Raw genomic sequence first — 14,526 nt, forward strand, 5'->3', positions numbered from 1 at the left:
CGCCTGGGCGCGCAAAGACCCGTTGCCGCACGAACCCTTTGCATCGCGACCGATCCGGCGGCAAGATGCACGCTGCAACCGCAGTTGCGCGTGTTACTGCATGTTTCCTTAAATCCTATTCGATTTAAGGATAAAAACATGCAGCAATTCAAAGTGCTACAGCGACCTTTGCGCGTCCAATAAGACGCGCGGCGCTGTAGTCAACGCGTGGCGCTATCCGTGTTGGAGCCATGGAGTTTCGGATGACCGTTCGCCCTCCAAGATCCCTGAACCCCTCCTATTCGGCTGCGGGTGCCCTCAGCGCTCTCGAATACGAATTGCTTTCGGAGCGTGCCGACGCGCTCGGGCGGCATGGCCTCAAGGTCGAAAAGGCGATCGCGGCATTGCAGGCGCTCGAGCGGAATGAAACGACGCCGGAGCTGCGCGAGCGGTTGCTCGACGATGCGGCTGACGCGGTCTGGGCGTTTTTTATCCAGCGCGAGATCTGCGGCCTGCGCGATAGCCGCGACGCTATCCGGCGCTATGGCATACCCAACCAGGTCATGGCCCGGCTGGGTATCGTCCGTCGGAAATGATCAGGCGGCGATAAACGTCTGGCTGGCGAGGCTGTAGCGACCGATCTCGTCGATCCGAACCGGCAGCGGGCGCTCGGCTTCGGCCTCGCGCGCGTCTTGCACGTCTTCCAGATTGTCCTTGGCCTGAAGCGCTTGTAACTCTTTCTGCTGCTCGGCGAGTGTCTCGGTGTCGGTGACGCGAGTCAGGTCACCAGTCAGGCTGTCCAGTTGCAGTTCGTCCAGCGACTTCGCCTCTGCAGCATCTGCAAGACGCTGTATCGCCTTCGTAGCGCCGTTGCTTTGGCCGGTGTTCGCAGACCCCTTGCTGTCGAGAGCCTCGTCCAGCTTCTTGCCCCGGCTGCCCTCGGGGTCCTTGATCGCCTCGATCAGTTCGTTCAGCGAGACATCGATATCCGTCAGCCCCAGCTTCTTTTCGATGTCACGAACGGTTGCCGGTGGCAGGTCCTCGACGATCTTTGACAGTGCGCTGCCAAAGGCGAAATCGGATTTGAAATCCTCTCGCTTCAGGTCGAAGAACTCGCCGACTTCCCGGATGAGCACCATCCGGTTGTTATTGGCATCGTTTCCTGCCTGATTGAAGAAATGATCGTTGATCTTGGTATTGGCTGCCTTCTGGGCGTCGTCCGACTTCACCTGGGCCTTCAGGATCTTGTCGTCCTTGGTGCCTTTCGCCTTTTCGTCCTCTTCCGCCTGGCGCTTCTCGATATCCTTCAGGATCGAGCCGACCAGGTTGGTCGTCGCGGTGGCGTTGGATTGCTGGGTCGGGAGCAGCATCATTTCATTCCGGCAAAGAGTTGCGAGCGTGATGAAACGGTATGATGGCGAGGTTAATTGCTGCTTAACCAGCCTTTCCAAGAAATTGGAGTTGGTAAAGCGGCGCAACGCCGGCGCTGCGCCGCTTGGGCGTGACCTATCGATAGGGCGAGTAGCAGGCGCGATAGACACCCTGATAGGTGAGGAACCGGTTGGTTGCCGGATTGTAGGAGCGGTAGCGCGAAAGGCACCAGCTCACATGCGCGTTGGTGCCGCCGCGAACATAGTTGTCGCGGTAGTAGTAGCGCTCGCGGTAGTAGCGGCGGGGATAATTGTTGTAGTAGCCTCCATAGCCCGGTCCGAAATAGAGGCTGAAGCCCGAGCCACCATAATACGGGCCGCCCCAGCCTCCGCCGTAGTAGCCGGGGCCCCAGCCACCGCCCCATCCGCCACGCCAGCCGTTGGGATACATAACGCCTCCGTATCGCCTGTACGGGTAATATTGGGCCTTTTGGACATCGCCTTGCGCCCTGATTTGAACGTCGTGGCCTGACAGCGGCATGGCCAGGGCAGGCCCGACCGAGGTCATCAGGGAGGCGGCGGCTAAGGCGCAACCGACAACGAAATTCCGAAATCCCGTCATGCTTTCCTCACTTTCCGAAAGGGTTGCTTTCCGGTTGTGTCCCTGCTTCACATTAGGTGTTTTTTTCTTGGTTTATTCATGGCGAAATGGTGCGGATCCGTTCGGCCGATGGCCGGATTTCCACGCCGTCTGCCGTTCGGTATAGAATGCACCGGCGCGTTTGCCATGTCACTGTTATTCTTGCCTATTGCCGTTCGTTGGCATTCACGGAGTATAAGATGCAATTGAAGTTCGGTACCAGCGGTCTGCGCGGCCTGTCCGAGGAGCTGAAAGGCGAGCCGTCTGCACGCTATGCGAAGGCCTTCGCGCGGCACCTGATCGCCTCCGAGCAGGCGAAGGCCGGGGATCCGATCCTGATCGCTCGCGACTTTCGCGATTCCAGTCCTGAAATTGCGGGGGTTTGCGCCGATGCGCTGAAGAGCGAAGGCTTTCGCGTGTTCGATTGCGGCACTGTTCCGACCCCGGCACTGGCGCTTTATGGCCTCGTCCACAAAGCTGCGGGCCTGATGATCACCGGCTCGCATATTCCCGCTGATCGCAACGGCATCAAATTCTACCGGCCCGACGGTGAGATCGACAAGAACGACGAACTGGCGATCAGTTCCATTGCCGACGCCATTGCCGGCGAGGCCGTGCCTTCGGCCGGCTCCGGTGAAGACCATGCGGCGTCGGCCGCAGATCTGTTCCTCCAGCGCAACAGGGACCTGTTGCCACCCGGTTCGCTTGGCGGCTTGCGCATCGGCGTCTATCAGCACAGCACGGTAGCCCGCGATCTGCTCGTCGAGTTGCTGACGCATCTCGGCGCCGAGACGGTCGCTCTCGGCCGATCCGAGGACTTCGTGCCTGTCGATACCGAGGCGGTTTCGCCTAAAACGCTCGCCAAGCTTACCGCCTGGGCGCCTGAACATCGCCTGGATGCGATCGTCTCGGCCGATGGCGACGGTGACCGGCCGCTGGTTGCCGATGAAAAGGGCGCGCCGCTTCGTGGCGACCTGTTGGGCCTCGTCGCCTGCGAGTTCCTCGGTGCCCAGATCGCTGTGACGCCGGTCACCTCCAATTCGGGTCTCGAACGAGCCGAAGGTCTGTCGGTCATCCGCACCCGGGTCGGTTCGCCCTATGTCATCGCCGGAATGGCGCAGGCAGTTGCGGAAGGCGGCACGAAGGTGGCCGGCTTCGAGGCCAATGGCGGCACGTTGACCGCGAGCGACTTCTCCGTCGGCAATGGTGTTCTCAAGGCTTTGCCCACCCGTGACAGCTTCCTGCCGATCCTCGCCGTGCTTGGGCGCGCCGCCGAAGCCCGGATGACCCTCTCGGCGCTGGCCGCGTCCTATCGTCTTCCGGTCGCGCTTAGCGACCGCCTCGAACACTTCCCGGTCGAAACCAGCAGCCGGCTGATGGCGTTTCTGCGCGGTGGGGCGGAGAACCTCGGCGGCTTCCTTGCCGCCATTGGCCGTCCGGCTGCCGTCAGCGACATCGATGGTCTGCGCGTTACCCTTGCCGATGGTCGAACGATTCATTTCCGCCCGTCCGGCAACGCACCGGAAATGCGCTGCTATGTCGAGGCCGAGACGACAGCAGAGGCGGAATCGCTGCTAGCTCAAGGACTTTCCACAATTCGATCCTGGGCAAAAGTGACGTCAAACTGACCTTTTTCGTGTTCTGACACGAAAACTTCAAAATGCCTGTTGACACTTCGGCTCGGGCCTTTTACATGCCGGTCCGTCGCCCAGATGGCGGAATTGGTAGACGCGCCAGCTTCAGGTGCTGGTACTCGAAAGGGTGTGGAGGTTCGAGTCCTCTTCTGGGCACCATTCCTTTAGCCAAACATTTGTTTTGGTTCGAAAAACCCCGGCTTGCCGGGGTTTTTTCGTTTCTGGCTTTTGGCCTGAACGGCGAGCGACCACCGCAAGTTTGCCTGATGAAAAATGCCCGATTTCCCGAGTTCGAAACCGCGCGGCGGAGCCACGTTCCTGCATAGGGTTTGTGTGCCTGCTAGCGCGCCGCGTGAGCCATTTCTGCAGCGTCTGGTGCATCTGCGCGGTACAGGGTCATTCAGCCAGTAAGGAAGCCGTTGTGGCGGCGCGTCTTGCGATCTGTGGTAGGCTCGCTACTATTCAATCACCCGCTGCGGCGGCGGATTTCGAGCGAGGATCATCCGCGATGGCTGACACGCGTCGCAAGCTGACGACCATCTTCTCCGCTGACGTCCAGGACTATACCCGCCTGATGCGGGCGGACGAGGAGGGTACGCTTGCTACTCTCAAGCGGTACCGGGATGCCATGACGCGCCTGATCGAGGCGCATGACGGCCGGGTCATCAACACCTGGGGGGATGGGCTGATCGCCGATTTCCCCAGTGTCGTCGAGGCGCTGCGCGCGGCGATCGACGCCCAGAACGAGCTGGCCGGTTACAACGCGAGAAGCAAGGACGATGCGCAGATGCTGTTTCGCATCGGCATCAACCTCGGAGATGTGATCACCGAGGACGACGACATCTATGGCGACGGCGTCAACGTTGCCGCTCGCCTGCAGGCGTCCGCCCCTGCCGGCGGCATCGTGATCTCCAACACCGTCTATGACCAGGTGCGCAACAAGATCGCCGTCGGCTTCGAGTTTCTGGGCCAGCTTGAGGTCAAGAACATCGACGGCGGCGTGCCGAGCTATGCCGTGCGCATCGGTGCGTCCGATGACAGCGGGGCGGCTGCGGACCGCCAAGCCGAATGGGGCCGGTCGGCCGAGCAATCCGGCCGATCCGCGACCGTACCGATCGAAGCCGCGGCTGAACCGACGGGCCTGACCGGAAAGCTTATGGGAACGTTGGCGGTCATCGGCGCCGGCCTCGCGGCGCTCAATCTGCTGACCTGGCGCGGCGTGTTCTGGGCCGCATGGCCCCTGCTGGCATTCGCGGTTCTCGCGGCCTTGCGATGGGTGCGGGCAAACAGGAAGATCGACCGGGTCATCGGCACGCTTGCTGTCGCCGGTCTGGCTCTCGTCGCAATCAACCTCCTGTCCTGGCGGGGCGTGTTCTGGGCGGTGTGGCCGTTGCTTGCGATCGCTATTGCTGCTGGCATCCGTTGGGTCATGCGCCAGAGAGATGGCGTCCGGCGTTGACGGCGCGCGCTGCAGGCGCCTCAGGATGATGTCGTCGGTGATTTCAAGGCTGCATCCTCGACGATCGGCCGCGCGCTCAGCACCTCATAGACATCGAGTGCCGTGGCGCGCCCCTTGGCTTGCGCCGATCCGAGCGGCCGGAAGGTGATCGCGTCGGATGCCTGGGCGACGACGGCGCCGCTCGCCATGATCGTCGTGCCGTAGTTCTTGTTCATGCCTTCGAGTCGCGAGGCGACGTTCACCGTGTCGCCCATGGCGGTATATTGCAGCCGTTCCTTCGCGCCGACGCTGCCGACAACGGCGGTGCCAGTGTGGATGCCGAAGCGCGTACGGAACTCCGGCAGGCCCTTCTTGCGCTGCGCTTCGTTGAACGCTTGCAACCGTTCCTCGACTGCCAGCGCGCAACGACAGGCATTCTCCGCATGGCGCTCGTCTGGCGCCGGCGCGTTCCACATGGCAAAGACGGAATCGCCGAGGAACTGGATGATCGTGCCGTCATGGGCATCGACGACCTCGCTGAAGATGTCGAAATATTCCGAAAGCATCGCCACCACTTCTTCCGGCGCGTGGCGTTCGCTCAAGGTGGTGAAATCGTAGATATCGGTGAAAAGTGCCGTGACCTCCTGACGCCAGGCCGCGCGGCCGCTGAACTGGCCGGATTCGATGCCCTTGCGCACCAGTTCCCTCGGCACGTAGAGCGCGAAGGTGAAGATCGCGTCGCGTGCCCGGTTCATCGCCCCGCCGAGCGTGGAGATCTCGCTGACATGCGACGACACGTCGATCGGCGTGGTGAAATCCAGGTCCTGCAGCCGGTTGGCGCTGGCGGTCAACTGGTTGAGCGATTTAGTGATCAGGTGTGCGAGCACCAGCGACGACAGGACGGCGAGCGCCACTACGGCGCCGGATATTGCAAGCCCCTGGATCAGTGCCTTGTTGGCGTCGGCCATGAGTTCGTCGAGCGGGGCGGCGACGACCGCCCGGTGTCCGGTCAGCAGCAGCTCCGATTCGAGCGGTGTCACCATGACCAGATAGGTCCGGTCCCCCACCTCGGCGAAACCGGCCTTTCCAGGCGGTGGCGGGTTGAGGCGGATGCTTTGCACCAGCGGATCGTTCTGCGGCGGGACGATCGGATCGTCCTTGTCCTTGGCCGACATGATGCGTTTCATCATCGTCCGGTCGGAGTGGATGATCGGTCGGCCGACCGCATCGAGGATGAAGGAGACGGATCCCTTCGTCAGCCGTTCGCGCGACAGGAAATCGGTGATGGTGTCGAGAACCACGTCGGCGCCGATGACGATCTTGGGATTGCCGCGGTGCGCCTGCGAGATCGTCATGCCGAGCGCGCCGGTCGTTGCCATCTCGTAAGGGCCGTTCGACACGGCAGCCGTGCCGTCGACGGCCGACTGGTACCAGGGCCGGGTTCGCGGATCGTAGCCCGACGGCGGTAACCGTCGCTCCGACGTCGGTTCGCCCGCCTCGTCCAGGAAGATGACGCGGTTGATCGATTTGCCGCTGGCGTCGCGCTCCATCGAGCGGACAGCCATGGAGGCGCCGCGTGGGGCATCGAGCGCCATGCGCCAGGCGATGTGCTTGAGATCGACCACCTGGAAAAACGCGCCGCTCGGGTAGCCGACATAGACGCCGTCGATATGCGGCGAGCGGCTGATGCCTTCGCGCAGCACGGCCGCCTTGTCGTTCATGCGCTCCGGCGGAGGCACGAGGAAGGAGTTGGCGACCGACGAGACGAGGCTGACAAGCGCCGAGGTGTCGCCGGACAGCACGCCGAGACGATCGACCAGGCGGCCGGCAAAGCCGCGCATGTTGGATTCGGCATCCGCAATCGCGGCGTTGCGTGAGCGGTGATAGTCAAGCCCGACAAGGATGCCGGATACGGCGATCAGCATGGCGACCATCACCAGGCTGAACAGCGAACGCAGCGAACTGTTCCAGCTGTCGCGTATCCTGGTTCCGAGAAAGCCGGACGTCTTGTTGGCCATTGCGTGTCTCTGATCTCGCGCCTGTCCTGGCGATGCTACGTGCTTTTCCCATAGAACACGTTAATCGGGGGCAATGCATTCCCGGCCGTCAGCGAAACGATGAAATCTCCGATGGCGAAGAGCTTATACCAAGCTGGGTCGATATCAGTTGACCGTCACCGGCTTGGAGCGCATCCGTGCGACCGTCTCGCGCTCAGCGCGTTTGCAGCGCATCGGCGGCAGGTCCCGGTCCATCAGGTCCATGTCTTCCAGCACCATGTCGCCCATCTTCTTGAAGGCGCTGTCGAGCGCGCCCGCGCGGTGCGCCGAGCGCAGGAAGCCGGGCAGGCGGCGCACCCTGTGGTCGAGCGGAAGTGGCTCCTGCGGGAAGACGTCGCTGGCGGCAACGATATGCCCGCTTTCGACGGCGGCCATTAGCGCATCGAAATCGACGACGCCGGCGCGGCTGAGCAGGATGAAGGCTGCCCCCGGCCGCATGCTGGCAAAGGCCCTCGCGCCGAGAAAACCCTCATTCTCGCTGGTGACCGATGCGACGACGAAGACGAAATCGCTTTCGGTCAGCACGGTTTCCAGCGATGCCGGTTCGACGCCGTTGTCACGGAGGATAGAGGCCGGCATCCAGGGATCGAAGACGCGGATCCTGGCGCGGAAGCCTGACAGCACCCGGTTGAGCGCCTTGCCCAGGTCTCCGAAGCCGATGATGCCGATGTCCGAGCCGGAGAGCAGTCGCGCCGAGCGATTGCCGTCGCCACCCCAAAGCTCCCGGCCCTCGCGAAAGGCGAGATCGGCGTCGACGATGCCGCGCGCGATGTTGAGGGCCATCGCAAGCCCCATTTCGGCGACCGGCTCGGCAAATACTTGGCCGGTCGTGACGACGTGGACACCGCGTTCGAACAGCACCTCATAAGGCATGTTGTTGATCAGGTTGCTCTCGACATTGAGAATGGCCCGCAGCTTCGGCAGGCGCGCCAAGGTATCGTGGTCGAGCGGCGGTTGGCCGATGATGTAGCGCGCTTGCGACAGCACCTCGTCGCCAAGGCCGGCGATCTCATCCGGATCGGTCTCAACGATGCGGTAGCGCTCGTGCAGTTGCTTCAAGGCGTCGGCTGTGAAGATCAGGTCGAGCGTGCGCGGCGCCGGCACGCTGATGGCGAGCGGTCTCGTGTCGTTGGGCATTGTTCCTCCTCGGTGGAGGCAGAACACCTCCACAGTTCCTTGCCCAATTTTCTAGGAAGTATTCATCGGCTTGCCAAGCCGAACCGGTGCAGGTTGGTATTAGTAGCCGAGCCCGCGCTTCTGCCGGTAGAGTGACGGTGGCAAATCGCTACCCTGGAACACCGGGCCATCGCCGCGGCGGCAGTTGTAGATCGTGTCGTAGCGCGGCCCGCCGCGCGAGCTCGATTCGAACGGATAGTCGCGATCGACAAGTGTCTGCTGGCAGACGACCTTGTCGCCGTTGTCGTTCAGGGGATCCATCGGGCGCACACCGGGCAGGTCCCTATAGTTCTGCGCCAGCGCCGGCACGACCGTGAAGCCAAGCACGAGCGATATGATCGAAAGAGCCGAGGCGGTGCGAGAGGAGGTCATCAATGCGAGCTTTCGAAGGGTGCACCCGCGGCGAGGTGCCATGACACGGTTTCGCCAGGGCCAAACTTGCGCTATAGGCGACACCACTTCCGTTTCATCTGGGGATTTTCGATGGCGAATGCAATACGGTTCCATGAAGGCGATATTTCCGCAGCCGATGCCGCCCGCTACCGGGGCGCGATTGCCGTCGACACGGAAACTCTTGGCCTTGTCCCCCGCCGCGACCGGCTCTGCGTCGTCCAGCTTTCGCCGGGCGACGGCACCGCCGACGTGATCCGTATTGCCGCCGGCCAGAAGGATGCGCCGAACCTCGTCGCCATGCTCGCCGACCCGGCCCGGCAGAAGATTTTCCACTACGGCCGTTTCGATATCGCCGTACTCTTCCACACTTTCGGCGTGACGACGACGCCGGTGTTCTGCACCAAGATCGCCTCGCGTCTGACGCGCACCTACACGGATCGCCACGGGTTGAAGGACAATCTGAAGGAAATGCTCGACGTCGATATTTCCAAGCAGCAGCAGTCCTCCGACTGGGCGGCCGAGACCCTGTCTCCGGCGCAGCTCGAATATGCCGCATCCGACGTGCTGCACCTGCATGCGCTGCGCGAAAAACTGACGGGGCGGCTCTTGCGCGATGGCCGCATGGACCATGCGGATGCCTGCTTCGCCTTCCTGCCGACCCGCTCCAAGCTCGATCTGCTCGGCTGGGACGAGACCGACATTTTCGCCCATAGCTGAACGGGTCATACCAACCTGCGCTGATATTGACCTCTCGCGCCGGAGCGATTTTGGTTTCCGGCAAAGAGACAATCGCAACCGGACCCAAGCGGCGCGGTGAGGAGTGTCGACGCTATCAGGATGCCAAAAGCGCCCGGCCCTTCGGGTGGGCCGTGTATCGGCCACCGGCAGCGTCGCAATCCTCGACCGATGCCAAAGCATCGTCCTGCGGTATGCTCCTTGCCGGATGACCGCACGGTCCCACGCAAGACGTCAATATCAGCGCAAGGTTGGTATCACGGCGTCAGCCAGAGCACGATGGCGTAACGCGCCGCCTTGCCGATCGCCACGAACACCAGGAACAGTGCAAAAGGCATGCGCAACAGCCCGGCGACGAGCGTCAGCGGATCGCCGACCACCGGCAGCCAGGATAAGAGCAGCACCGGCTGGCCATAGCTCGCAAACAGCGTCTCCGCCTTCTGCCGCGCCGCAGGCGAGATCGGGAACCAGCGCCTTCCCTCAAAGCGGATCAGGAACCGCCCAAGCACGAAATTGACGACGGCGCCAAGGACGTTGCCAGCTGTGGCCGCGACGAAAAGGGCGACACGGCCGGTTTCGCCATGAAGTGCGGCGGCGACGATCGCCGCCTCCGACATGCCGAACAGCAGTGTCGCGGAGAGGAAGGCTGCCGAGAAAACGCCAGCGAGAATGCCGAAATCCAGGATCAGCTCCTGTCGGTGTGGCCGAGATCGCGCTCCGGCTCGATGATGTCGCGGATGCGCTGCTTCAATTCTTTCGGTCCGGGAAAACCGCCGTCACGCTTGCGCTCCCAGATCAGTTCGTCATTGACGCGGATCTCGAAATTGCCGCCGGTGCCGGGGATCAGCGCCACTTCACCCAACGATTGGCCGAAGGTCTGCAGCAGCTCCTGTGCCATCCAGCCGGCGCGCAAAAGCCAGTTGCACTGCGTGCAATAAAGGATGGTGATCCGCGGCTTCTCGTCCATCTGGTGGTTCCCGGCTGGTTTGTGCGCGGCAACATACTGCATAACCCCGTAAAACCGGAACCGGTTAAATGAGAAAATTACACAGCAGGTTTCAGGCGTTACACCGTCCCTGGTGCGTCACGCCGACCGCTTGGCGCGGTAGCGGTCGATCTGGAAACAACCGGCGGTCACGCGCCTCTCACGCAATTGTCAACTGATTTAGTCATGTTTTTATCGGTCGCTCCCTTGCAAACGAAAAGACGCCCGGCGAGACATTGCTGCATTGCACATATTGTCGCAGCCACCTCCAAGAGGACCTACCCATGACTGATGCTACCGTCTCGACCTCCCGTCCCCGTGCAATCCTCCCGGCACTGGAAAAGATCTATCTGCCGCTTGATACCTTTGCCGAAACGCTGCTGCGCGTTCTGTGCGGCGTCCTGCTCGTAACCCACGGTTACGGCAAGATCATCAATCCCTTCGGGGCTGTCGGCATGGTCGAAAGCCTCGGCTTCTACCCCGGCGTCTTCTGGTCGCCGCTGCTGGCCGCCACAGAATTCTTCGGCGGCATCCTGATCGCGATCGGCCTTCTCACCCGTCCGGCCTCGGTTGCCGCGATGATCGTGCTGCTCGTCACTGTCTACTTCCATGGCGTTGTGCAGGACCAGGGCCTCGGTGGCGCCGAAAAGTCCATTCTCTGGGCAGCGATCCTGTTCTTCTTCGCCGTTCGCGGCGCCAACAGCCAGTCCGTCGACGCCAAGCTCGGCAAGCAGTTCTGATCGACCTTCGGGCAAGAGTTGATTGAAAAGCGGGGAGGGCGGTCTGACGACCGGCCTCCTCGACGCGTTTCGGGGGTGCGCTCAGGCCCGCTCGGCCGGTGTAACGTTGCGGATGGTCATCCGGTGGACCTTGCCGGAGCGGTCGTGCCAATCGATCGACTGGCCGACGGACAGGCCGATGAGTGCTGCGCCGATCGGCGTCAGCACCGAAATACGCCCAGCCTCGATATCGGCCTCGCCGGGATAGACGAGCGTCACCTGCTTGGCAAAACCATTGTCGGCGTCGAAGGCGACGGTGGATCCCATCTGGACGCTGTCGGCCGGCAGCTTGCCAGGGGTGGTCACCCGCGCCCGTTCGAGTTCGGACAGAAGCGCCTCGGCGACCTCGGGGATGCGGTCGAGAGCGGAGGAGGCAAGCGCCGTCAGACGCTTGTGGTCCTCGGCATTGATGATGATCGCGGGAAGTTTGTTACGGGCGGTGGTCGCCATGATGATAACCTGACGTTCTTGTCGACGGGCCATGGGCGCCGTCATTGCTGATTCTTTCTGGAAAAACGCGGCGCTCGGATCGTGGCATGGGAACGGAGGTTCTCATTTGCCGACGCGAAAGGCTCCCCTGACCCGGAGAGCGCAAGCATCCGGGCTGGGGTCAGGTTCCTGCGATCGGGCACACCCGGAAGCAGCGAAGGGAAGAAATCGCGAGCATCATGATATCAGGAAAGTCGGAAAGTTTGGCACGGAAGTCAAGGCCCGGCTGCGTTGGTCAATGAGCACCATGCCGGTTCTCTCCTCTTGAACCGGGGCGCATGTCGTGATCAATCTTCCGCCCATACGGCAAAGGGAAGGTGATGATGCGGGTACTGGTGGTGGAAAACATGGCGAAGACGGAGCTCGGCCAGGTCGGCACGGCGCTTCGCGAGGTCAAGGCCGAAATCGAGGTTCGCCGTGCCTATGCCGGCGACCCGGTGCCGACTGAACCCGATGGCTTCGATGCGCTGGTCGTGCTCGGCGGCGAGCAGAGTGCGCTCGACGACGAGGCTTTCCCCTATCTCCCGCAACTGGCAGCTCTGATGCGCCGTTTCGGCGACAGCGAGCGTTCCGTGCTCGGCATCTGCCTCGGCAGCCAGCTTTTGGCGCGTGCCTATGGTGCGAAGAACCTGTTGGGCGAAGCCAAAGAATTCGGCTGGCACGATGTGCGGGTGCGTGCCGAGGGGCAGAGCGATCCGGTGCTGGCAAGCGTCGGCGAAAGCTTTCCGATCTTCCAATGGCATGGCGATACCTTCACGCTGCCGGAAGGGGCGGTGCACCTTGCCGAAAACGATGTCACCCGGCATCAGGCGTTTCGCATCGGCCGTGCCGCCTATGGCACGCAATTCCACTTCGAGGCCGACACCGATCTCGTCGAGGATTGGAACCGCTCGTTCCCGCAGACGATCAATCGGCTCGACCCCAACTGGTTGGCAGAGTACCCTGCCCATGCCCGGCATCATGGCGAAAAGGCCAATGCCGCCGGTCTCGCTTTGGCGCGCGCCTGGGTCGCCACCATCAGGCGTGGCGATGCTATTGCCGCAGCGTCGGGCGACGAGGTGCTGGAGGAGGCCTGCTGATGGATAAAACCATTGCTGGCGGCTGCTTCTGCGGACGCATCCGCTATCGGCTGAAACGGCGGCCGATGTTCGTCAACTGCTGCCATTGCACCGATTGCCAGCGACAGGTCGGAAGCGCCTTCGTTGTCAATGGCGTTATCGAGCGTGAGAACATCGAGCTGACGGCAGGCGAACCCATCGTCGTGACGCTGCCGACCGAGAGTGGCCGGCCGCACGATGTCTATCGCTGCGGTGAATGCCAGACGGCGCTCTGGAGCGATTACGGCCGTCGCGGCTGGCTCGCCTTCCTGCGCATTGCAAGCCTCGATCGGCCTTCGGATTTCCCGCCGGATGCCCATATCTTCACGCGCTCGAAGGTCTCCTGGCTATCGCTTCAAGGCGGCGCCCCGGTCTTCGACATCTATTACGACATGGCGGCACTGTGGCCGGCGGAAAGCCTGGCGCGGCGTCAAGCGGCCGAGGCAAGGGCAAAACCGTGAGCGCCAGCGAGCGCGGCAAGATGGCGGCGGGCGATTGGTACTGCTGCCTCGACCCGGAACTCGAGCGGCTGCGTCAGCGCGCGCGTGACGCGGTGCACCAGCACAACACCATGGCACCCGATGCGCGTGGGTCGATGGCGCCGGCGCTTCGGGCGCTGTTCGCGAGCGTTGCCGATGATGTTCTCATCGAAGCGCCGTTTCATTGCTCCTATGGCATCAACATTTCGCTTGGCCCCCGCGTCTATCTCAATGCCGGCTGCACCATGCTGGACAGCGGCCGCATTTTGATCGGCGAAGGTTCGATGCTAGGCCCGGGCGTGCAGATCTATTGCGCCGAGCATCACAAGGACGTGCCGCTCAGGAGCCGTGGCATCGAGATCGCAAGGACGGTCGAGATCGGCAAGGACGTGTGGATCGGCGGCGGCGCCATCATTCTCGGTGGCGTGACGATCGGCGATGGCGCCATCGTCGGGGCCGGCTCCGTCGTCACGAGAGACGTGGCGGCGGGCGCGACGGTTGTCGGCAACCCGGCGCGGCCTCTGCCGCAATCCGGCAAGTTGTAGTTCAAAAGAGAGGTTTTTGATGGTCGACCAGATGACAACAATCAAGGTGCGTCCGACAACGCCTGCCGACGTGCCGGCGCTCTGCGCCTTCCTCAACGAGATCATCCGGATCGGCGGCACGACTGCCAATGAGACGCCGTTCACACTCGAAAGTTTTACCGCGCACTACCTCGCCGGCCCGGGCTTCGTCAGCTGCTTCGTTGCCGAAGATGTCGACGGCCGCCCTTGCGCGTTCCAGGCACTGGAACGCTACGACGGATTGCCGGAAGGCTGGGCCGATATCGGCACGTTCTCCCGCCCTGATGCCAAGGTGCGCGGCGCCGGCTCGGCGCTCTTTGCGGCCACGAGGGACAATGCCCGTGCGCTGGGCCTCACCGCGATCAACGCCACCATCCGCGCCGACAACACGGGCGGCCTTGCTTATTACGGCAAGATGGGTTTCGTCGATTACAAGGTGGACAAGGCGGTGCCGCTCAAGAGCGGCCTTCCGGTGGATCGCATCTCGAAGCGGTATCTGCTCACTGAGAGCTGAAGACGGCTGGTGGTCGGTGGTGGCCTCGGGTCAAGCCCGAGGATGACGGCGGTCGGGTGTGAGGCTGAACAGAAATCAGCTCTGCTTTGCAGCCTCCCCGTGGGCGACTGCCCCGAGATCCGTTGCTGGCCAGGACCACCTCCCACTGTCATCCTCGGGCTTGACCCGAGGATCCATGGACGAGCTCTGCCCCGCTGC

The 14,526-nt window shown here is 62.7% G+C and carries 17 protein-coding genes and 1 tRNA gene; 10 read left to right on the forward strand and 8 right to left on the reverse strand.

Annotated elements, in window-relative coordinates:
* Positions 1–242: 242 nt before the first annotated feature.
* Entirely contained in the window at positions 243–575 is a 333-nt protein-coding gene (locus tag IB264_RS00730) for a DUF6665 family protein (protein ID WP_025425513.1), read from the forward strand.
* Here the strand turns inward: IB264_RS00730 and IB264_RS00735 are convergent, their stop codons facing one another.
* A complete protein-coding gene (locus IB264_RS00735) occupies positions 576–1,349 on the reverse strand; it encodes a hypothetical protein (protein ID WP_025425514.1) in 774 nt (257 codons plus the stop codon).
* Between the two features lie 136 nt (positions 1,350–1,485).
* Positions 1,486–1,800 (reverse strand): BA14K family protein, encoded by a 315-nt coding sequence (locus IB264_RS34530; RefSeq protein WP_244445419.1) that lies wholly within the window; start codon positions 1,798–1,800, stop codon positions 1,486–1,488.
* Between the two features lie 389 nt (positions 1,801–2,189).
* On the opposite strand from IB264_RS34530, the gene IB264_RS00745 reads away from it, so the two are divergent.
* The 3 genes from IB264_RS00745 to IB264_RS00755 all read left to right on the forward strand — a co-directional run bounded on the left by IB264_RS00745 (position 2,190) and on the right by IB264_RS00755 (position 5,082).
* A complete protein-coding gene (locus IB264_RS00745) occupies positions 2,190–3,617 on the forward strand; it encodes a phosphomannomutase (RefSeq protein WP_025425516.1) in 1,428 nt (475 codons plus the stop codon).
* A gap of 78 nt (positions 3,618–3,695) precedes the next feature.
* Positions 3,696–3,782, forward strand: a tRNA-Leu gene (locus IB264_RS00750).
* Between the two features lie 349 nt (positions 3,783–4,131).
* Complete coding sequence (locus IB264_RS00755) at positions 4,132–5,082, forward strand: adenylate/guanylate cyclase domain-containing protein (protein WP_025425517.1); 951 nt, start codon at positions 4,132–4,134, stop codon at positions 5,080–5,082.
* A 20-nt stretch (positions 5,083–5,102) separates the two neighbouring features.
* On the opposite strand, the gene IB264_RS00760 is transcribed toward IB264_RS00755, so the two are convergent.
* From IB264_RS00760 to IB264_RS00770, 3 genes are all read right to left on the reverse strand, one after another.
* Positions 5,103–7,079, reverse strand: a complete 1,977-nt coding sequence (locus tag IB264_RS00760) for an adenylate/guanylate cyclase domain-containing protein (protein ID WP_025425518.1) — start codon at positions 7,077–7,079, stop codon at positions 5,103–5,105.
* Positions 7,080–7,223: 144 nt separating this feature from the next.
* The gene (locus tag IB264_RS00765) at positions 7,224–8,255 is read right to left on the reverse strand and encodes a hydroxyacid dehydrogenase (RefSeq protein ID WP_025425519.1); all 1,032 of its coding nucleotides are present in this window, start codon (positions 8,253–8,255) and stop codon (positions 7,224–7,226) included.
* A 99-nt stretch (positions 8,256–8,354) separates the two neighbouring features.
* Complete coding sequence (locus tag IB264_RS00770; RefSeq protein WP_025425520.1) at positions 8,355–8,666, reverse strand: hypothetical protein; 312 nt, start codon at positions 8,664–8,666, stop codon at positions 8,355–8,357.
* Between the two features lie 111 nt (positions 8,667–8,777).
* On the opposite strand from IB264_RS00770, the gene IB264_RS00775 reads away from it, so the two are divergent.
* Positions 8,778–9,404, forward strand: coding sequence for a ribonuclease D (locus IB264_RS00775; RefSeq protein ID WP_025425521.1), 627 nt, complete (start codon positions 8,778–8,780; stop codon positions 9,402–9,404).
* Between the two features lie 275 nt (positions 9,405–9,679).
* On the opposite strand, the gene IB264_RS00780 is transcribed toward IB264_RS00775, so the two are convergent.
* Positions 9,680–10,024, reverse strand: coding sequence for a YqaA family protein (locus IB264_RS00780; RefSeq protein ID WP_025425522.1), 345 nt, complete (start codon positions 10,022–10,024; stop codon positions 9,680–9,682).
* Positions 10,025–10,107: 83 nt separating this feature from the next.
* The gene (locus IB264_RS00785) at positions 10,108–10,389 is read right to left on the reverse strand and encodes a SelT/SelW/SelH family protein (protein ID WP_025425523.1); all 282 of its coding nucleotides are present in this window, start codon (positions 10,387–10,389) and stop codon (positions 10,108–10,110) included.
* 302 nt (positions 10,390–10,691) lie between these two features.
* Between IB264_RS00785 and IB264_RS00790 the strand changes: the two genes are divergently transcribed.
* Positions 10,692–11,147, forward strand: a complete 456-nt coding sequence (locus tag IB264_RS00790; protein WP_025425524.1) for a DoxX family protein — start codon at positions 10,692–10,694, stop codon at positions 11,145–11,147.
* 81 nt (positions 11,148–11,228) lie between these two features.
* Here IB264_RS00790 and rnk read toward each other — a convergent pair whose 3' ends face one another.
* Positions 11,229–11,636: a nucleoside diphosphate kinase regulator gene (gene rnk, locus IB264_RS00795; RefSeq protein WP_038576621.1), complete on the reverse strand. Its 408-nt coding sequence runs from the start codon at positions 11,634–11,636 to the stop codon at positions 11,229–11,231.
* A gap of 362 nt (positions 11,637–11,998) precedes the next feature.
* On the opposite strand from rnk, the gene IB264_RS00800 reads away from it, so the two are divergent.
* Genes IB264_RS00800 through IB264_RS00815 form a run of 4 tightly spaced genes read left to right on the forward strand, consistent with a single transcriptional unit; the run spans position 11,999 to position 14,328 of the window.
* Positions 11,999–12,754, forward strand: a complete 756-nt coding sequence (locus IB264_RS00800; protein ID WP_025425526.1) for a type 1 glutamine amidotransferase — start codon at positions 11,999–12,001, stop codon at positions 12,752–12,754.
* Positions 12,754–13,233: a GFA family protein gene (locus tag IB264_RS00805; RefSeq protein ID WP_025425527.1), complete on the forward strand. Its 480-nt coding sequence runs from the start codon at positions 12,754–12,756 to the stop codon at positions 13,231–13,233. The genes IB264_RS00800 and IB264_RS00805 overlap by 1 nt, the downstream gene beginning before the upstream one ends.
* Positions 13,230–13,796, forward strand: coding sequence for a sugar O-acetyltransferase (locus IB264_RS00810; RefSeq protein ID WP_025425528.1), 567 nt, complete (start codon positions 13,230–13,232; stop codon positions 13,794–13,796). Before IB264_RS00805 ends, IB264_RS00810 begins: the two co-directional genes overlap by 4 nt.
* 19 nt (positions 13,797–13,815) lie before the next feature.
* Entirely contained in the window at positions 13,816–14,328 is a 513-nt protein-coding gene (locus IB264_RS00815; protein WP_225906193.1) for a GNAT family N-acetyltransferase, read from the forward strand.
* Positions 14,329–14,526: the final 198 nt, after the last annotated feature.

Source organism: Ensifer sp. ENS11 (assembly GCF_014851895.1).
GTDB classification, from domain to species: domain Bacteria; phylum Pseudomonadota; class Alphaproteobacteria; order Rhizobiales; family Rhizobiaceae; genus Ensifer; species Ensifer canadensis.